This is a genomic window from Fibrobacter sp. UWB16 (assembly GCF_900215325.1).
In the GTDB taxonomy this organism is placed as follows: Bacteria; Fibrobacterota; Fibrobacteria; order Fibrobacterales; family Fibrobacteraceae; genus Fibrobacter.
The window spans coordinates 699,313-718,404 of the sequence record NZ_OCMS01000002.1; the positions used below are offsets into that span (position 1 = coordinate 699,313).

At 44.4% G+C, this 19,092-nt stretch carries 14 protein-coding genes; 9 read left to right on the forward strand and 5 right to left on the reverse strand.

Annotated elements, in window-relative coordinates:
- Positions 1–16: 16 nt before the first annotated feature.
- The 4 genes from CRN95_RS14925 to CRN95_RS08305 all read left to right on the forward strand — a co-directional run bounded on the left by CRN95_RS14925 (position 17) and on the right by CRN95_RS08305 (position 7,828).
- Positions 17–1,537 (forward strand): FISUMP domain-containing protein, encoded by a 1,521-nt coding sequence (locus CRN95_RS14925; RefSeq protein ID WP_097020600.1) that lies wholly within the window; start codon positions 17–19, stop codon positions 1,535–1,537.
- A gap of 16 nt (positions 1,538–1,553) precedes the next feature.
- Positions 1,554–3,872 carry a zinc ribbon domain-containing protein gene (locus CRN95_RS08295; RefSeq protein WP_097020601.1) on the forward strand — a complete coding sequence of 773 codons (2,319 nt, stop codon included), beginning with the start codon at positions 1,554–1,556 and terminating at the stop codon, positions 3,870–3,872.
- A gap of 23 nt (positions 3,873–3,895) precedes the next feature.
- A complete protein-coding gene (locus CRN95_RS08300; RefSeq protein WP_097020602.1) occupies positions 3,896–6,742 on the forward strand; it encodes a right-handed parallel beta-helix repeat-containing protein in 2,847 nt (948 codons plus the stop codon).
- Between the two features lie 141 nt (positions 6,743–6,883).
- On the forward strand, positions 6,884–7,828 hold the full coding sequence (locus CRN95_RS08305; protein WP_159462296.1) for a PD-(D/E)XK nuclease family transposase: 945 nt from the start codon (positions 6,884–6,886) through the stop codon (positions 7,826–7,828).
- A gap of 107 nt (positions 7,829–7,935) precedes the next feature.
- On the opposite strand, the gene CRN95_RS08310 is transcribed toward CRN95_RS08305, so the two are convergent.
- Positions 7,936–9,531 carry an ABC-F family ATP-binding cassette domain-containing protein gene (locus CRN95_RS08310; RefSeq protein WP_097020604.1) on the reverse strand — a complete coding sequence of 532 codons (1,596 nt, stop codon included), beginning with the start codon at positions 9,529–9,531 and terminating at the stop codon, positions 7,936–7,938.
- 164 nt (positions 9,532–9,695) lie between these two features.
- On the opposite strand from CRN95_RS08310, the gene CRN95_RS08315 reads away from it, so the two are divergent.
- The 5 genes from CRN95_RS08315 (at position 9,696) to CRN95_RS08335 (ending at position 15,443) form a co-directional block, all read left to right on the forward strand.
- Positions 9,696–10,364: a CAP domain-containing protein gene (locus CRN95_RS08315; RefSeq protein ID WP_097020605.1), complete on the forward strand. Its 669-nt coding sequence runs from the start codon at positions 9,696–9,698 to the stop codon at positions 10,362–10,364.
- Between the two features lie 138 nt (positions 10,365–10,502).
- Positions 10,503–11,243, forward strand: coding sequence for a hypothetical protein (locus CRN95_RS08320; protein ID WP_145993978.1), 741 nt, complete (start codon positions 10,503–10,505; stop codon positions 11,241–11,243).
- Positions 11,244–11,252: 9 nt separating this feature from the next.
- A complete protein-coding gene (locus CRN95_RS08325) occupies positions 11,253–13,136 on the forward strand; it encodes a PCMD domain-containing protein (protein WP_097020606.1) in 1,884 nt (627 codons plus the stop codon).
- 74 nt (positions 13,137–13,210) lie between these two features.
- Entirely contained in the window at positions 13,211–14,707 is a 1,497-nt protein-coding gene (locus tag CRN95_RS08330) for an ABC transporter permease subunit (protein ID WP_014544891.1), read from the forward strand.
- Positions 14,697–15,443, forward strand: coding sequence for an amino acid ABC transporter ATP-binding protein (locus CRN95_RS08335; protein WP_097020607.1), 747 nt, complete (start codon positions 14,697–14,699; stop codon positions 15,441–15,443). Before CRN95_RS08330 ends, CRN95_RS08335 begins: the two co-directional genes overlap by 11 nt.
- 287 nt (positions 15,444–15,730) lie before the next feature.
- Here the strand turns inward: CRN95_RS08335 and CRN95_RS08340 are convergent, their stop codons facing one another.
- From CRN95_RS08340 to folP, 4 genes are all read right to left on the reverse strand, one after another.
- A complete protein-coding gene (locus CRN95_RS08340) occupies positions 15,731–16,108 on the reverse strand; it encodes a hypothetical protein (RefSeq protein ID WP_088629106.1) in 378 nt (125 codons plus the stop codon).
- A gap of 67 nt (positions 16,109–16,175) precedes the next feature.
- The gene (locus tag CRN95_RS08345) at positions 16,176–17,402 is read right to left on the reverse strand and encodes an SUMF1/EgtB/PvdO family nonheme iron enzyme (protein ID WP_073424011.1); all 1,227 of its coding nucleotides are present in this window, start codon (positions 17,400–17,402) and stop codon (positions 16,176–16,178) included.
- Positions 17,403–17,405: 3 nt separating this feature from the next.
- On the reverse strand, positions 17,406–18,254 hold the full coding sequence (gene cdaA, locus CRN95_RS08350; RefSeq protein WP_085490523.1) for a diadenylate cyclase CdaA: 849 nt from the start codon (positions 18,252–18,254) through the stop codon (positions 17,406–17,408).
- A complete protein-coding gene (gene folP, locus CRN95_RS08355) occupies positions 18,241–19,068 on the reverse strand; it encodes a dihydropteroate synthase (protein WP_235002954.1) in 828 nt (275 codons plus the stop codon). The genes cdaA and folP overlap by 14 nt, the downstream gene beginning before the upstream one ends.
- Between the last annotated feature and the right edge of the window lie 24 nt (positions 19,069–19,092).

The window sequence follows — 19,092 nt, forward strand, 5'->3', positions numbered from 1 at the left end:
ATATAAGGAGCGCCTAATGAATGAAGTTATAACGAAAAACGAAGAAGCTGTTTTGAAAAAACTTCTTTTTTCGAATAATTCTGCAAATATATTAAAGGATGTAGAGATTGCATATAAAGGTTTGAATGGTGAGTCTTTAGCCGCTCATATTCTTTGTTTTATAAAGAATCTTTTCATCAATAAAGATAAAGAGGCTTTTCTGGAGCTTAAAGAAATTGAAAAAAAAAGTGGAAATGAGCAACTGACTATTTGTTGTCATATAATTCATAAATGCTATAAATTTAACCATAATAATTTGCGAAAATCGTTAAATGAAGCGAAAGAATTGGTAGTGTCGTTAGATTTGCATACGATAGAAGAATCGCTAGAGTATTCATTTCAAAAATATTCTGTTGCATTGTGCCAATGGGTTGAGTTGGCCAATCGCGATATTCGTTCTTTTGATGTCGCTCCTTTTTGGATAAATTTTACAGAGACTGCTTTTGTTTACGACGAAAAGTATCAAGAAGAGCGCGCCAAAATTGCGGCAAGAATGAAAGCTGAAGAAGAAAAACGAAAAGCTGAAGAAGCCAAAATTGCTGAAGAAAAACGAATTGCAGAACAGAAAAGGAAAAAGGCTCAGAAAGAAAAAGAACTTGAAGAAAGTCGCCAGAAACAAATGGAGGAAGAACGGTTAAATAATTTGAAATTTCTTGAAATGCAGGGAATAAAAATAGGTTCGTTTAAAGATAGTCGAGATGGACATGAGTATAAAATTGCGACTATAGGGAAGCAAACTTGGATGGCTGAACCTTTGTTTTATTCGGAAAAGACTGGAGTTTGCTCAATTGGCGAAGGTGTTGATATTGAAGTAGATAACAATTGCGATTGTCCCTATTATAAATATAATTGGTATGCGGCTAAAAAGAAAAAAAATTATAAAGATTCAGGTATTGGAACGTTAATTGCTTTTTTCATAGTCATGTTAGTCATTTTTTCTGGTGTTTTCGGAGTGTTGGGACTTTTGGTGCAATCATATTGCTATGATTCAAAAACAGGAATGTTGATATATTGGGGAATTGCTGTCATTCCTATAGTGTTTGCCTTTATTTATTATAAAAGTGAAGACGAAGCGGAACCCCTATGGATAGCTTCCTTTTTGGGGGTATATTTAGGACTAGTTTTTTTTATGGAAGAAAATTGGTTTTGGATAATTTGGATGGGAGGCTTCGGAACAATTTCTATAATTCAATCCTATAAGATGACAAAAAATTATAAGAATGGGATAAGAGCCTTTTTTGATAATAAAGCTATTGCTCCAGAGGGGTATAGAATGCCGACCAAAGGTGATAAAGAAAGGCTAAAATCATTTGTTGAAACTCAATTTCCGAACAAAAAGACTGAAATTGCGGTGGCACTGAAAAATGTTCTCCCCAATAATTTCTTATTTGAAAAGTCTTGGAATGGAGGTGTATATTGGCCAGACATCTATTGGGTTGAAGGTGATTTAAGATGGACGAAAAATAAATTTAAACCTTTTATCGGCATAAAAAAGTAAAAATCAAGGAGAATTTATGAAAAAGTGTAATAATTGTGATGAAATTTTGCCGGATACCGCAAAATTCTGCAAAAAGTGTGGAACAAAGGTTGAATCTATTGTGAATCCTTCATCTGAAATAAGCCCTGTTCAAAATAATTTTACGCTGCTTGGGTCTTACATCCATTGGAATGTTTTGGAGGGGCAAATTGCTGTAAAGATTGACGAAAAGGATGTTGCTGCTTATGGCAAAGTTAAAGGCTTGCAGGTGCAGGATGGTGTCAAGGCCCTCTTCTTTATTGAAGGGAAACTTGTGGCTGAACTTGAAGGCGGTAGTTACTCTTTCAAGGAAATGGGGGTCAGCGAGAATTCACCGCATGTAGACAAACTAGGGCTTGTTCGTCGATTCTTCAATCGTGTTGTTGGTTTCTTCTCTAGCCGTGGTCGTGAACGAGCTGAGGCCGCAGGCCTTTCTATTTCTGTGAATGCAAATGTTCCTCGCGTATCGATTGTGTTAATTCGAGATACTAAGTTTCCGCTATTATTCGATTTGAAGGATATGCCTACGGCAAATTTGCACAGTGATGTGGTTCTGCATGCATTGTGCAAGATATCAAACATAAATGAATTCTATCGTGCATTACTTTTGGATAAGAAGTTTGTGTGCTATGAAGAATTTTCTGAGAAAATAGATTCTCTCGTGCAAACGGCTCTTCGCGATGTTGTGGCTAATTTGTTGCCTAATCAGATCGTGGGCAATATGACGCTTTATAGTGAAGTTCTGCAGAAATTGCAAGATATCATGACTCAAGTGTATCCATTCGTGACGGTAACGGATGTTTTGGATATGAGCGCATCTCGCGAGGATTTGGATAAGATTCGCAAACTCAGGGAAGAACTCTATATTTCGGAGCTTGAACTTGAACAGCTCACGAAACGAAATGATTTTTTGAATCGCCTAAAAAATGAAAACAACGCTCAAATGCTTCGCGAAGCCCGTACTCAGGTGGATTTCGTCGATGCTATGGCGAAAATTGACGAACAGAATGAGCTAAGTAAGTTTGAACATGAAAAATTTGCAGCGTTGCTTTATGGACAACACAAAATTCATGAGGCAAAAACAGGAGAAGAACTAGAAGCAGCTCTACAGGAAATTCGTAAGAGTGAATTGCTTCGAGAAAATGAATTTGATGCTTTTAACCTTGACTTAAAAACACAGAAGATTTTACGTGATGCAAAGAATGAAGATGATGTAGATTCAACACTTCTTGAGTATCGTAAGAACGGACTTGTTCGTGATGACGAATTAGAAACTTTGCAACATAATATTCGTCATCGCGTAGCTCTGCGTGATGCTGGAGACGAGCAAGTGCTTGCGATGGCTACTATCCAAAACGAGCAGACGCAAGAACGTCAAAAAATGCTCTGGGAATTCGAAGTTGGTCAGAAACGACTTGAAAACGAATTGCAGTTGCATCGAACACAGGATGCCTATAATGATGAACGTCGCCAAAAAGATGACGAGTATGGTGATATTCGCCGTGAAAAAGACTTTGATTTCAATACGCGTGTTCGCCAAGCGACTATGGATCAAGATTATCTGGATGCGTCGCGTAATTCTGATTTGGAGATTAAAGAACAAGCCGCGCGTACTGAAATGGCTATTAAAATGCGACAGGCTGTTCAGCAACATGAAATGGAAATGGAACATAGGCATGAGGAAGAAATGCGTCGCATGTTCCAGACGATGACTGTAGAGCAGATTATGGCAGCAAATCCTGATCTTACGCCTGCCGCAGCAGAAGCGTTGAAGGCTAAGTTCACGGCTGAAGCAGCTGCCACTGCTGAAAAGTATAAGGCAGAAGCCGCTTTTGCTCAAAATGGAAAGCTTGAAACAATAATGCAAAATGTGTTGCAAACAACTCGCGAAGACCGAGCCGCTGAAATTGAACGCATGCTGCAGGCGAATAATATGAATAATGCCAACATGCAGCAATTAATGCAGATGTTTGCTCAGATGAGTTCGGTTGGTATGCAGTCTGCTGCCGGTGCAAATGCCGTAGCAAATGGTGTGAATGTACAGCATCAATCGGAACTTGTTGATATTTACAAGCAGCAGGCTGCACATGCTCATTCAGATTCTCAAAAGGAAAATGACCGCATGCTGCAGGGAATGCAGACTACAATCCGAGCTGTTGTTGACATGAAAAGTCCGCAAGGATCTCAGAATAGTAACCGTAAAAACTTTGATGGAGTTGCTGCTGAAACGGCTGCTAGAGACCACAAATGCCAAAGTTGTGGTGCTTTGCTAGAAGAAGGTTCGTCTTTCTGCGAAGAATGTGGTGCTAGTGTATAAAAAGATAAAAAAGGTGTTGATATATGACAGTTTGCCCTAAATGCGGTGCTGAACTTGATGATGGTGCAAAATTTTGTATGGAATGTGGAACAGCAATTCCACAAGTGAAAAAGTGCATCAAGTGTGGGTTGGAATTGCCTATCAAAGCAAAATTCTGCTTTGAATGTGGTGCCCCACAAGGGGCATCTTCTTCCGTAGGCTTAGGGAATTGTGTAAGCTTGGGGGATAAAAATGTTGTCGCTGGTGATGTTGTTGGTCAAAAGATTGCTGGTGATAATGTCCAAAATAAGGTTATGGGCAATTTCATCAACAATACTTTTCAGGATGAAACGAAGATGGTTATCAAATGTCATGTTTGTGGAAGGCATCTGACAAATGATAATGCTCACACATGCCCTCGATGTGGCCAAATTGTTTGCAAAGAACACTTTAATCAAGAATACAATTGCTGTAAAAAATGCTTTAAAAACGGTCGTAGCGAATTAATAGTTGATATTAATGGAAGAGGTGATTATACATCTGTTTCGGAAGCAGTTAAAAATGCTCAAGATGGTGTTACCATAGTTATTAAGCCTGGAATATATAGAGAGCATTTTGTTATTGATAAAAATATTATTTTGCGCGGAGATGCAGATCAAGAAAATGCTCCTGTAATATGGGATGATTCGATTATTCATAACAGCATTATAACAATTGCCGCAGAAGTTGAAATCATCAACTTGAAAATTTGGGGACAGCTGAAACCTTTTTCTGAAGACGAACAATCTAAAATTATTGTAAGTGAGATTTCTGATGGGCAAAATCCTGATGAATATTGGCCTAAATGTATTTATGTAAAAAATTCATGTAAGTTAATTGGTGTTGATATTGGTTTTTCTGCGGGATATGGCATTGCTGCTTCTTGTGGTGAATGGAATGTTCTCCTAACGAAATGTAAGTTGCATAACAATGTACGTGCTGGGCTCTATAGCTATTCTGGAACTATATTCTCTATAGAAATGAGCGATTTTAAATCGAACTCAAAGGGATTAATTTTAAATTCTTCAAGAATTTCTTTACGAAATTCTTCTGTTTTTGATAATGTATTTGGAATTCATTCCTCCAAATCTGAGGCAATAATAGAATGTTGTGATTTCTACAAAAATGAAGAAACTGCAATAGTAATGCAGGCTGAATCAAATTTCTCAATAAAAACATGCGATTTTGGTGTATCAAAATGTGTTATTAAAAATTATGAAAACAAGAATTTAGAATCTGATTTCCCTTCTCAATTACATAATGGAAAGGCTTTTTATTCGGAACAATCGAAAATAAAAATTGAGGATTGTTCAATTTTCGATTCTTCTCAATTTGGAGACAATTCAGAAATAAGTATTCTTTCGGATGTCTTTGGAATATTCCATAATCAAGACCAATCTATTTGTTGTATTTTGTTTAGTGGTGTAAATGTTAAAGCAGAAATTATAGATTGCAATTTTGGTCTTCTTTACACTGATTTTGATAAAGAAAAAAAAGGTCAATCTGGTTTGGGAATTAGTATTACGGCTTTAACAGAAAAAGACGAATCTTTTATACAGATTAAAAATTCTGAGTTTAGTGGATTAGATTGTGGTATTCTTGTAGGCAATGGTAGAACGTGTCTCGTACATAAAAGTACATTCACATCTCTTAAAGAAGCTTTTCTCGTTATAAAAAATCCCTCTGAAATTTTAGTTGATTCATGTGTTGCAACTGATTCTTTGTGGACCGAGCCAGGAAAAATATCGAAAATCCATTTTGAAAATATGGACAAAAGTTCTATTGCCGTTGCTAGAGATGGTTCTGGAAATTTCAGAACAATCCATGATGCTTTAGACTATGCTGCAAATGGATCTGTAATACATGTGAAAAAAGGAACATATAAGGCGTCCTTTGCAATTGATAAACCTGTAACGATAATTGGTGAAATGACAGATGATGGAGAAAAACCAGAAATTTTCTGGGAGTACGAGAAGTCTGATGTTGGTATAGATATAAAATCAAAAGCTACACTGAAAAATTTGAATGTCATTTGCGTGTCTGAAGTAGATCATTCTTCGTTGGTGTTTGGAGATGGAAAATACTATGCAGCGATAAACATAACAGATAATGCTACTTTAATGAATGTAACTATTGAAAATAGTGTTGATGACGGAATCATCATTGCCAATAATGCTGAACCGACTATAGAGCGATGTTGTATAAAAGGGTGCCAGGGATGTGGTATAACGGTATATGGTGCTGGCGGGAATATTAAAAAATGTGAAATTTTTGACAACGGGCAGAATGGAATCCTAAAAATAGACTCCGCTTTTGATGTTGTATCTGATTGTGATATTTACGAGAATAATTACGCCGGTGTTAAAATCCAAGATTCTGCTTCGGGTTCTTTAAATAAATGTCACATTTATAATAATAAGCAAAATGGTCTGTTTATTATAGGAAGTGCAGCACCTAAGATAGAAAACTGTAAGATTCACGATAACAAGACTGAAGGGGAGTCATTCTATCCAGGAATTGTTGTGGGTGAAAAGGCCTCGCCCAAAGTAAATGGATGTGAAATTTATAATCATCTAAGTCATGGTTTATGGGAACAAAAACAAGCTTGTGGTGCTTATTCAAATTGCAATATTCATGATAATAAAGGGGCTGGTGTTGAAATACAAGATTTTGCTTCAGGAGAATTTACAGATTGTCTTGTCCACGAAAATGTAGGCCATGGTTTACAAATTAAGGGGGAGGCTGCTCCAAAATTTTGTAATTGTAGAGTGTTTAACAATATGAAAGAGAATATTCATGTTGAAAAAGGAAGTTTGCCTGATATAGATGACGAAACTCTTTATTCTGATTGACTGATTTTCCTTTTTACCATTCTTTTACAAACTAAACCTTGCCAAATTGGAGGTGTATTCTACATTTCCTCCTGCGGTTCGAAATAGTGTACCGAGACATCCAATGAATTTTGGATGTTTTTTCTTTTTGGAGAATGGTGCATGACGGGGAATTGTAAAAAGAAACGCAAGGCGAGTCGCAGAAAAGCACGTCAGCTTGCAATTTTGAAAAAAGTTGCGGAATTGAAGAAACGAATGTTCTTTGATCCGACGTATGATCCTGTTTTCAAGAAAATTTTTGAGAAAATGCAAAACCTCATTCATTTTTTGAATGCAGTTTTGCATTTGGAGGGCGAACATAAATTTGTTTATGCAGAACATCTTAAGCCAACAATAAATGTGATGACTCCTGCCAAGAATCGAAAAATTGTCCGTTTTGATATTCATGCGCGTACTATGGACGGGCAATATATTGATGTGGAAATGCAAAGGGCAAGTCACGAAAATTTTCTTGGTCGTATAGAACTCTATTCTTCATTACTGACGATTAATGCGAAAATCGTCATGGATAGTGAAATGACGAAAAAGGAACGGATGGCGCATCCATTTCTCATGCCGTACGTTTATTCTATTTGGATATGCAATTTTGAGGTGGATTTTTGCAAGAGTTATCATGAGGAATTGGCTCTTTTCCGGTGCTCGGACATGGAAAACTCAGCCCCCTTGCCTATCTATCCTCAAAAAAGGTATATTGTAATAGACTTGACCAAGTACGCTCCGCAGACGGAACATTCGGCAGAAAATGAGTGGATTGAACTTTTCAAGGATATGCCGACGGCGACACGAATGCCCAAAGGCAAAAGTGAAGTCATTGAAAAAGTCTACGAGCTTATGAAGGTCGGTAATTCAACGGGTGAATTTATCAAGAAGGTGGCAACGAGTATGATCGATAGAGACGAATTTAATGCGTGCGTGAGTACCGCTCGCCACGAAGGCGAAGCAAAAGCAAAAGAAAAGTTTGCGGCTCGTGAGAAGAAGATTGCTGAATATCTTCGGTCTCATGGAGTGTCGGCGAAATTGCTGAATGCCGCGCTAGCAATCAAGTAACAATTTATCAAATATCAAAAAATCCCTGCCACTTGCTGTGACAGGGATCTTAACATTGTCATACCCGCCACTGTGCGGGCATCTCCGTTTAAACAGAGAGCTGCTAATTACTTCTTCTTCGTCTTCTTGGTTTCAAGCCATTCGTCGAAGGTAATGCTGCGGTCAACAACACCGTTCGGCGTGAGTTCCAAAACGCGGTTCGCGACAGTTTGGACAAATTCATGGTCCTGAGAGCAGAAGATGACCGGTCCCTGGAATGCCTTGAGACCGTTGTTCAATGCGGTAATGGCTTCCAAGTCGAGGTGTGCGGTCGGTTCGTCGAGGAGCAAGCAGTTGGCGTTCGAGAGCATCATCTTCGAAAGCATGCAGCGCACCTTTTCACCACCGGAGAGCACGTTTGCGCTCTTGAGGGCTTCTTCACCGGTAAAGAGCATACGGCCGAGGAATCCGCGGATGAACGTTTCGTCCTGTTCCTTGCTGTATTGGCGCAGCCAATCCACGAGGGAGAGGTCTGTCTTGAAGTAAGCGTCGTTGTTCTTCGGGAAGTAGTTGTAGCTGATGGTGTTGCCCCATTTGAGCACTCCGTCCGGAGCCTTGATTTCTTCGGCAATGAGCTGGAAGAATGCGGTCTTGAGTGTATCGTATTCACCGACGAGTGCGACTTTGTCCTGGTTGCCGAGCGAGAAGTCGAATCCCTTGCAGATAATGCCGTCGCCGCCGTCAATTGTAGCGTTCTTGACTTCGAGCACAATCTTGCCCGGTTCGCGGTCCATCTTGAAGTTCACCCACGGGAACTTACGGCTGGAGGCCGGCATTTCTTCGACGGTCATCTTGTCCAAAAGCTTCTTACGGCTGGTGGCCTGCTTTGCCTTAGCGGCGTTAGAAGCGAAACGGCGGATGAACGCCTTGAGTTCTTCAATCTTTTCTTCTGCGCGGCGGTTCTGGTCCTTGCGCTGCTTCTGGGCGAGCTGGCTTGCTGCGTACCAGAATTCGTAGTTACCGCCGTAAATGTTGATCTTGCCGTAGTCGATATCGCAAGTGTGCGTGCAGACGGCGTTCAAGAAGTGACGGTCATGGCTCACCACGATCACGATGTTTTCGAAGCGTTCGAGGTAGTCTTCGAGCCAGCCGACGGTTTCCAAATCAAGGTGGTTCGTCGGTTCGTCCAAGAGCAAAATGTCCGGGTTGCCAAACAGAGCCTGGGCGAGGAGCACGCGGATCTTCTGGCCGCCATCGAGTTCTGACATCAAGTTGTAGTGGAATTCTTCGGGAATGCCGAGGCCCTTGAGGAGCACGGCTGCGTTGGAATCGGCTTCGTAACCGCCGATTTCGCCAAAGCGCGTTTCGATTTCCATGGCCTGCATGCCCTGTTCTTCGGTCATTTCAGGGAGGGCGTAAAGTTCATCGCGCTTTTTGCTAAGTTCGTAGAGCTCCGGGAAACCCATCATTACGGTTTCGAGGACTGTGTTGTTTTCGTAGGCAAAGTGGTCCTGCTTCAAAACGGCGATACGTTCGCCCGGGTCCTTCGTGACTTCACCCGTGTTCGGTTCGAGTTCGCCCGAAAGAATCTTGAGGAATGTGGACTTGCCGGCACCGTTTGCGCCGATGACACCGTAGCAGTTGCCTCTCTTGAAGGAAAGGTTCACTTCCTTGAAGAGGACGCGGCTACCATATTGAAGACTGACATTAGAAACATTAAGCATGGCGCCAAAGATAGTAAATTGTGGGTCGGGATTGTAGGGGGCTTGGGCTTTGCTAGCCCGAAAAAGCTATTATTAAACGTGTCATCCTGAACAACGCGAAGGATCCAGTAGAAAAACCGTCATTCCGAGCATCGCGAGGAATCCAGTTGTTTTTTAGGTTTACTATGAAAATTAATTTATTTAAAAATATGGTGGAGCTCGCAATCTGTGCCTCACTCGCTTTTGTTATTTCGGGATGTTCCGATGAACGTCATGTGGTGTCTATCGATGTAACAGAAGTCACTGATGAAGAAGTCACTGATGAAGAAGTCACTGATGATGAAGGCTCGTCTACTGAGAAAAGTTCGTCTTCGTCCTCGGCAAAATCATCCTCTTCTTCTGCGGAAAAGTCCTTTTTCAGTAAAACTTGGCGCGAAGATTGCCTTGCGAAAATCAACGAATATCGTGCAACCGAGAATCTCGATCCGCTGACATTCGCACCAGAAGAAAAGCAAACCTGCACTGACAATCAAGCTGCCGACGACCTCGCTTCGAATAAAGCTCACGGTCATTTTGGTGATTGCGGCGAAGGTGCGCAAAATTCGGGTCCTAACTTTAGCACCTCTTGGCGCAAAACTGCAACAGAAGCAACCGATGCTTTCCTCAAGATGATGTGGGAAGATGAAAAGGCTCTTGTGGTAAGCGGTGAGCGCGATCCCGACAAAAAAGAGGATTATTCCTATATCGGCCATTACCTGAACATGAAGGGCAATTACAAAACGGTCGCTTGTGGTATTGCTCTCACGGAAGATAGTAAAAAAGGCTGGCTGAATATTAATTTTTTCAGAAAGTAAAAACCTAATAAAATTGTAAGAAATTCCCATGATGATTAGTCATATGGAAATTATTTTGTAATATAAGCCCCATTTACTTAATGGGGTCTTTTTTTTATCTTTGTCCCCATGAGTTTAAAGTCAAAATTTTTCATTTTTTTGTTGACGTTTGTTGCGCTTGCTTATTCGGCAGCTCCTGCGGATTCTACTAAACCTTCGAAAAAGGGCGGGCTTCTTGGTAGCCTTTATCCAGTTGAAGAGGATGAGGCAATCCATCGTGGAAATATCCTCACGGGCGCAACGCTTTTCTTGCTTCAAGGAAATTCTGACGAAGATGCGCTGAACATTCTGTTTGGTGATATTTACAAGGCCGAAGGTTATACTTTTACCGCCGAAGTTTTTGGTGGATATTTTATTCGTGATGCTATGGCGATTGGCGCTCGTGCTGGGTACAGTCGTACATATGTAGATATCGACTATTCAATCCTCGAAGATCTGGCCGATGTTAAGGAACATCGCAAGTATGTGAGTAACGGTTTTTTTGTTCAGCCGTTCCTCAAGAACTATTTGAAAGTATTTGATTCCAAGACGATTTACTTTTTTAACGAAACTTCGCTTACGGTAGAATATTCCTACGGTATCTCGCAATCGGATGATGGCAAGGATGTTTCGAAAACGAAAAATCATGGCTGGACGTTTAAGTTTGGCATTAATCCTGGCCTGAGTATTATGGTGCTGGATCGTTTGGCGTTTGAAACTTCAGTCGGACTTTTGGGCTTGAACTCTTCGTGGATTGTAGTTGAAGAAAATGGTGAAAAACGCAGTGAAGTTTCTTACAACATTGTGAATTTTAAGATAAACTTATTGGCCCTTGATTTCTCGTTGGTGTATTTCTTCTAGGAGTTTGTAATGTTGTTAGAAAATTTTAATCGCACGAAAAATGGATATTGTGCTAGTGCTGCGCTCTCGCTCCTTGGACTTGTCGCAATTGTACTTTTGAATGGATGTTCGGCAGATTACGATACATTTGGGGCATCGGATTACCGCAATTTAGAAGAAATTTCGTTTGCAGAACAGGATGGCTCATCTGCTGTATATTCGGCAGAACATCGCATGGAATTTGATTTTGTAGCACCGCCAGAATCGCTTGATACCTGGGATTCTGTGACAGTCGAAAATATCGATATGAGTCATTTTGCATCACTCTATTTGGTTGATGGTAAAATTGAGGAATTCCCGACGGATTCTTTGGCGCTGGATTCTTTGACGAAAAAGGTTTCTCGTTCAAAAAAAGCGGTAAGAGTTGGCGATAAAATTCAAGTCCCTAGCGACCATATTGTTTATGTCGTTGTTGTTTCCGAAAGCGGGAAAAAATCAATTTGGCAGTTAGTGTTGAACGTTCCAGAACTCGAACCGGTAAGCAGTTCCTCTTCTGCAAAATCTGCAAAGTCTAGTAGCTCCGCGAAAAGTTCTGCTTCTAGTAGTGCATCGAGTAGTTCCACAAAATCCGCAACGTCAAGTAGTGTGTCGAGCAGTTCCACGAAAAAATCGAGCAGTTCAAATAGCGACGAATCTCCTGACTCTAGTGACTCTCGTGAATCCAGCGATTCTCAAAACTCTAGCAGCTCCACGAAAAAATCGAGCAGTTCAAATAGCGACGAATCTCGCGAATCTAGCGACGAATCTCGTGAATCCAGCGACTCCCGCGAATCCAGCGATTCTCAAAACTCTAGCAGTTCTGACGCAGAAGAACCCGTCGAATCTAGCGACTCTCACGAAGCCGTTGCTCCGCGCGTTCTTTCGCTTTCTATCGCAGGCAAGTCTGCCGAATTTGATGCAGAACGCAAAACGTTCCATGTGGACGATTTGGATTTCCGTACAGATCTCACAGCGCTTGAACTTTCTGAAATGGAACTTCCAGAAGGCGCTACTGCAAATGTCGAAGTGGGCGAGTCTTACGACTTTGGCGCGGGCGTTCAAGTGACTGTCACGAATGCAAACGACGAATCTGAAACGTACACTATCAAGGCGGGCTATCAGCTGCCGGGATCAAATTTCAATTCCTGGAAAGGTAACAATGTCACGCCAGATTCCATCTGGGGCAATGCCAATACCATTTTAACGACGACAGAAAAAATCACGTCTGGCTCCATGATCGGTGCTCAAATCCAAACGAGTTCTGCTCTTACCAAAATGGCTAGCGGTAGCCTTTACACGGCTGACTTTAACCCCAAGGGTGTTGGGACGCTTTCGATGGCGAGTTCTTCGACATGGCCCGATGGCAATGAACTCCTGGATTTCGGCAAGCCTTTTAACGCCCGCCCGGAATTTATGGAAGTCAAGTTCAGCTACGATAGCAAGGGCGATAGCTGCGACATTTACATCCTTCTTGAAAATCGCACCGGCGACAAGAACGTCAATCGCAAATCAAGTGACGTGAACAAGCTGGTCGCTTCCGCTTGGTTCCGCTCCGCAAAGGCGGATAATTCCGGCCGCGAAAATCCTGATGTCGTTAGCGTCTCGGAACCGGACGAAAACAAGATGCGTACGCTCCGTCTCAAGCTCCAGTACGGCGAGCCGCTCGCAGGCTCACCGATTGAAAATTCTTCGACGTTCAACACGAAACTTGAATCCTCGAACAAGTCCGCCATCAATAACGGCTTGGTGCAGGGGACAGGTGATGAGCCCGTGACTCATATTCGCGTCGTTTTTGCTTCGAGTGCCGATGGAAACCATTATAAGGGTACAAAGGGGGCGATACTCGTTATTGACGAAATGAAACTTATTTATTAGTCCATATATTATATAATACTCACAAGGGTTCCCAAACTTTCGGCTTTTAACTAACTTTTAATTAAGGTTAGAAAATGATACGAAAGTTATATCTCCCTCTTCTTATTGCACTGTTCTCGCTCGCGCTCACATCGTGCCAAAGCGAGAAACAGACCGTCATCCCTAACAGGGTTCATTCCATCAGCGATCTCGGCCACAAAAAAGTGGGCGTGCAGATTGGCAACACCGCCGATATCTACGCATCGGACTTTGGTGGCGACACGGCTAAAATCGATGTCGAACGCTACACGAAGCTTGCCGATGCCGTGCAGGCACTGTTGCAGGGGAAGATTGACGCGGTCATGAGTGACGACCAGCCCGCCAAGGCTTTCGTGCTCCAGAATCCGTCGCTTCGCATTCTCGAAGAAGTCTTCGTCGAAGAAATGTATGCAGGCGTTGTCGCGAAGGGCAACGAAGCGCTTTTGGATTCAGTGAACCAGGCGCTTGAAGCGATGAAGAAGGATGGCGTTTACGATTCCCTCTTCAATACGTACATTTACCGTTCGGGCAATTACCACTACCAGAAAAAAGTGACCGAAGGCCCGAAGCTCGTTGTTTCGACCAACGCTCAGTTCCCGCCGTACGAATACTACGAGAACACAAAGATTGTCGGTCTCGATATCGAAATCGTGAATTACATTGCCGACTACCTCAACCGTACCGTTGAAATTCAGGACATTGAATTTGACGCGATTATCAATGCGGTTGCATCGGGCAAGGCTGATGTCGGTTTCTCGGGATTCACCGTTACCGAAGAACGCAAAAAGTCCATCAACTTTACGACTCCGTACACGCTCTCGAAAGTCGTCGTGATTGTTCGCGGTGACCAAGCTGTCGAAAGCGAAGAAAGTTTTGGCGATCATGTCTACAAGAATTTCGTGAAGGATTCCCGCTGGAAGTTCATTGTCGAAGGTCTCCGCAACACGCTTGTGATTTCGTTCTTTGCGGCTCTCCTCGGTATCATGATTGGCTTTGTGATTGCGCAGATTCGTACGAGCAACGAATTCAACGGCCGTTTCAAGGTGCTGAACTGGTTTGCTAAGGCTTACCTTGCCGTGATTCGCGGTACACCGATGATGATCCAGCTCCTCATCATTTACTACATCGTCTTCTCGTCGGTGAACATCAACAAGATTCTCGTCGCGATTGTTGCTTTTGGCATCAACTCGGGCGCCTACGTTTCTGAAATCATCCGCAGCGGTATCAAGGGCGTAGACCCGGGACAGATTGAAGCGGGCCGTAGTCTTGGCCTCAAGTTTCGCACAGTCCTTTATTACATCGTTTACCCGCAGGCGTTCAAGAACTCGCTTCCTGCTCTCACGAACGAGTTTATCTCGCTCATCAAGGAAACATCCATTTGCGGTTACATCGGCCTTACCGACCTTACTCGCGGTGGCGATATCATCCGCAGTATGACTTACGAAGCCATGCTCCCGCTCCTTGCTGTGGCAGCTATTTACTTTATCATTGTCGCCGGGCTTTCGGCTTGTGTTGCAAAACTTGAAAAGAGGTTGAAGAAAAATGAACGCTAATGCAGAAACTTTAATCCAGGTCAAGAACCTTTGCAAATCTTACGGTGACAAGCAAATCCTCAAGGGTATTTCGCTTGATATCCATCGCGGTGACGTGATTGCTATTATCGGCCCGTCTGGTTGTGGTAAGTCGACGTTCTTGCGCCAGCTGAATTTGCTGGAGCACCCGACGAGCGGCGATATCCTTTTGGATGGCAAGAGCATTTTGGCGAAGGATGTTTCGAAGCCTTCGATTCGCGAGCGCGTTGGCATGGTTTTCCAGCAGTTCAACCTGTTCAAGAACATGACCGCACTCAAGAACATCATGTTTGCGCCAGTGAAACTCGGGCGTTTGTCCAAGGCAGATGCCGAAACGCGTGCTCGTGAACTCTTGAAGCGCGTGGGTCTCTTGGACCGTGCAGACCATTATCCGGCACAGCTTTCGGGCGGTCAGCAGCAGCGTATCGCAATAGCCCGTGCTATGGCAATGCAGCCCGAAGCCATCCTCTTTGATGAACCGACGAGTGCTTTGGACCCGGAAATGGTGGGCGAGGTGCTCAAGATTATGAAGGACCTTGCAAAGTCCGGCATGACGATGATCGTTGTAACGCACGAAATGAGCTTTGCCCGTGAAGTGGCAAACCGTGTGCTCTTCTTTGCCGACGGTTACGTTAAGGAAGACGGATCCCCTGAAGAAGTCTTCGACAACCCGAAGGACACCCGCCTCAAGGAATTCTTGTCCGCACTCAAGAAGTAGACTGTCGCGGCACTCCCGCATTAAGTTGTCATCCCGGACTCCGTTCCGGGATCACCATTATTTGTCATCCCCGCCTTATTTCTTCGTCATCCTGACGCTGAAGGCGGAAGACAACTCAAAAGGCGAGTGTTGCGACCATGCTTGCATGGGCATAACCGAGCCAAAGAGTTGGGGCGTAGCCCCATCCAGTTAAGTTTTAATGACGATAAAAACTAGAAACCCCGGTTTTAAAACCGGGGTCTCTTTAAACGCGTGCATCTTGTCGGCATTTAGCCGGCGTTCAGCGCTTAGTTATAGCTATTCTTAGCTTCGGACTGAGCCTTGAAAATCTTGTCGTATTCGTCCTTCGAGATTCTCATGTAACCCGTCACGATCTTGCCAGATTCGTCTTCGCCGAATTCATAGTAGGCGGAGTCGCCCTTGACGCGCATCAAAATGTCCATGTTGAGCGAATTCTTGCCACGGAGAGCGTTGTTCTCGTATTTGGCCGTGAGGTCGCCGTTCACGTTTCTGATGGTGTAATCGACGTTGTTTTCGGTAAGAACTTCGAAAATCATGTCGGCTTCGCCTTTCCAGTAACCCGTATAGTTGGGCTTTTCATTGTTGCAGCCGAAGAACGTAAACGAAGAAATTAAAAGTGCGGAGAGTATAAGTTTCGTTTTCATGCTCTTAAATTAGATAATTTTTTCCGGTTGGGTTAGCGAATCTATGTAATGTTGTTTTAACGGTGAGTTATTTACAACACCTGAAACCGACACTCGGGTACTGGTTCTGCGGGTAGAAGCTGAATTTGCTTACGGAACAGCTACTTTCGTTGTTCGTGTTCCATGCGCCACCTGCGACCAGGAACTTGTCCGGGTGCTGCTTGCTTGTTGAGGCTGTCCATTCCCAGAGGTTTCCGTTCATGTCGTACATGCCATACCAGCTGCGGCATTGCGTCTTGCGACCGCTTCTCTTGGCTGCCTTTGTGTTGGTATTGCACTTGCTCTGCTTGTAACCATTACCGTAAGAGAACTTGAAACCGTCCTTGCCACGGCAGGCGGCTTGCCATTCTTCGATTGTGCAGAGGTGTTTGCCTTCGTTCTTGCAAATGCGTGCGGCTTCTTCCTGGCTTACCATGTCCTTCGGTGTAGCGTCCGGCTGGTTCGGGTATTCATAGGCGTCTACGCAGACGGTCTTTCCGCCAACCGGGACGGGGTAGGCGTTCTTGCCGCAAATGTTATCGCTTGCCATGTCGTACTTGGCTTCTTCCCAAGCGGAGCGGTTACCGACGGAGTCGGTAGCGTAGAAGAACACGGAACCGGTCTTGTTGTATTCTATGCCCTTGCTTGCGTCTTGCGGATTGAGCGTATCGCCGATGGAAACAAACGTCTTGCATTTGATTTCGTCGCACTTGACCTTGAGCTTGATCGGGTCGTAGTAGCGGCCTGCAGGAGGCGTGATTTCGGCTGTGGGCGGGACCTTGTCCGAGTTGCGGAGGCTATCGGCGAAGCGAGCCTTGTTCAGGGAATCCTGGCGGTCTCTCTCGATACGTGCGAGCGAGTCGTTAACGCGGGCGAGACTATCCCTGCGGAACTTGCGATAGGCACGGATGCTGTCCTTGTTGACTGCCGGGACTTTGGGCAAATTGGCGAGCGAATCTGCCGTGCGGATGGAGTCCGCGATGCGCAAACTGTCTGCGATTCTAGCTTCTTCGAGAGCCTTCAAGCTGTCGGCCTTGGCCTGTTCGGCGCGGAGGCTATCAAGAATCTGCTGTTGGCGGAGTGCGAGTTCCGAGAGTTTCTGTTCTTCAAGCGCTTGCTGCTTGACCTTGTTGAGCTGGCACTGCACTACAAAAAGGCAGATGAGCAAAAGGAACATCAAAATCAAGATGACGAGATTGCGTTTCCCGTTTTTCTTCTTCTGGTTGCCCTGCGCATTTTGTGCGTTCTTCGTAGAATTCTTTTCGTTGTTTGCCATAAGTTACACCTTGTTTTCGACTGCTTCGTTTTCACCTTCGGCTTGATCTTCTTCAATAACTTCGTTGAAGAGGTCGTGCCAGTGGCGGAAAATTTCTGCTTTAAGTTCTTTCGGGGTGAGGCCGCGTCTCAGGTTGTTTCTGTAAGCGGTAGAAATTTTACCTGTTTCTTCGGAGACGATGATGATGAGGGCATCACTTTCGGCAGCGAGAGCTTTAGCGGCGCGGTGGCGCATACCGTAGCCTGCATCGCCTTCGGCGTTACCGGTCGGCATTGGGAGAATGCAGCCTGCGGCGACAATCGACTTGCAGTTGAGAATCACGGCGCCGTCGTGCAAAGCGGAGTTCGGGAAAAACAATGCGCGCAAAAGTCTAGAGCTGATTCGTGCATCGAGGTATTCACCCGTATCAGCGTAGTTCTTGAGGCCCACGCGTTTTTCAAGCACGATGAGCGCGCCGGTCTTTGTCTTTGCCAAATCCTGAACGGCTGAGCAAATTTTCTGGGCGATGTCATCGAGACCGCTCGCGTGGAAGAGGATGTTTCGCAAGTCCACTTTACTCACGCTCTGACCGATTCGCGTAAGGGCGCTTCGAATTTCGGGCTGGAACAAAATCACGATGGCGATAATACCGAGCGTAGCGAGGTTACTGAGCATCCACACAAGCGTATGGAGTTCCCACCACTGCGCAATGAGCCATGCGAGAATAAGCAAAAAGCCGCCGAAAATCATCTGTGCTGCACGCGTCCCGCGGAACAGCAAAAAGATATAGTACAGAATGACTGATATGAGGAGAACGTCCAGAATGTCAGCCATACGAACATCGATGATGCCGAATAACTTAAACAGCGTCATGGGACTTCAAAGCCTCCAAATATAAAAGTGATTCTTTTGCTTCGCGAACATCGTGAACGCGGATAACGCTTGCACCGCCAAGGGCGGCGATAATGTCTGCGGTCACGGTCGGGATAAGTCTATCGCTTGTTTCAAGTCCAGGCATCTTTCCGATGTAGGACTTTCTCGACGTGCCGATCAAAACGGGGTAGCCGTCCTTGAGCATCACGTCCACGGACTTCATCAAGTCTATGTTGTCTTGAACCGTCTTTCCAAAACCGATACCCGGATCAATGCAAATGCGTTCTTTTTCGACACCGGCGTCAAGGAGCTTCTTCACCTGAGCCAAGAGTTCTTCTTGAACTTCCTGCACCACGTTTGTGTATGGCTTAAAGTCCTGCTGCATCGTTCCGAAGTTTCCGCGCATGTGGTTCAGCACCACGCTTGCCTTTGTGCTTGCAACGGTTTCTATCATCTTCGGGTCCATCATGCAGGCGCTGATGTCGTTGATGATGTGCGCACCGAGCTTCATGCATTCTTCGGCGACTTTAGCCTTGACCGTATCGACCGAGATGTAGAACTTGCGGAATCCCGGATTGTCGAGGTCTTCCGAAATGGTTGCGGTCTGTGCGAGCGCCTCTACGACGGGGCATACGCGGTCAAGTTCTTCCTGAACGCTCACGGGAGCACTCCCGGGGCGGCTGCTTTCACCGCCGATATCGAGAATCACAGCACCTTGTTCCACCAACGAAATGGCGTGCTCGTAAGCGGCTTCGGGCGTGTTATGCTTGCCTCCATCAAAGAAACTGTCCGGGGTAACATTCACGATACCCATGACAAGCGGCATCCTCGAAGCTGG

Coding starts and splice junctions, on each gene's coding strand:
- CRN95_RS14925 (WP_097020600.1), top strand. CDS start 17: ATGAATGAAGTTATAACGAAAAACGAAGAAGCTGTTTTGAAAAAACTT.
- CRN95_RS08295 (WP_097020601.1), top strand. CDS start 1,554: ATGAAAAAGTGTAATAATTGTGATGAAATTTTGCCGGATACCGCAAAA.
- CRN95_RS08300 (WP_097020602.1), top strand. CDS start 3,896: ATGACAGTTTGCCCTAAATGCGGTGCTGAACTTGATGATGGTGCAAAA.
- CRN95_RS08305 (WP_159462296.1), top strand. CDS start 6,884: ATGACGGGGAATTGTAAAAAGAAACGCAAGGCGAGTCGCAGAAAAGCA.
- CRN95_RS08310 (WP_097020604.1), bottom strand. CDS start 9,531: ATGCTTAATGTTTCTAATGTCAGTCTTCAATATGGTAGCCGCGTCCTC.
- CRN95_RS08315 (WP_097020605.1), top strand. CDS start 9,696: ATGAAAATTAATTTATTTAAAAATATGGTGGAGCTCGCAATCTGTGCC.
- CRN95_RS08325 (WP_097020606.1), top strand. CDS start 11,253: ATGTTGTTAGAAAATTTTAATCGCACGAAAAATGGATATTGTGCTAGT.
- CRN95_RS08330 (WP_014544891.1), top strand. CDS start 13,211: ATGATACGAAAGTTATATCTCCCTCTTCTTATTGCACTGTTCTCGCTC.
- CRN95_RS08335 (WP_097020607.1), top strand. CDS start 14,697: ATGAACGCTAATGCAGAAACTTTAATCCAGGTCAAGAACCTTTGCAAA.
- CRN95_RS08340 (WP_088629106.1), bottom strand. CDS start 16,108: ATGAAAACGAAACTTATACTCTCCGCACTTTTAATTTCTTCGTTTACG.
- CRN95_RS08345 (WP_073424011.1), bottom strand. CDS start 17,402: ATGGCAAACAACGAAAAGAATTCTACGAAGAACGCACAAAATGCGCAG.
- cdaA (WP_085490523.1), bottom strand. CDS start 18,254: ATGACGCTGTTTAAGTTATTCGGCATCATCGATGTTCGTATGGCTGAC.
- folP (WP_235002954.1), bottom strand. CDS start 19,068: ATGGGTATCGTGAATGTTACCCCGGACAGTTTCTTTGATGGAGGCAAG.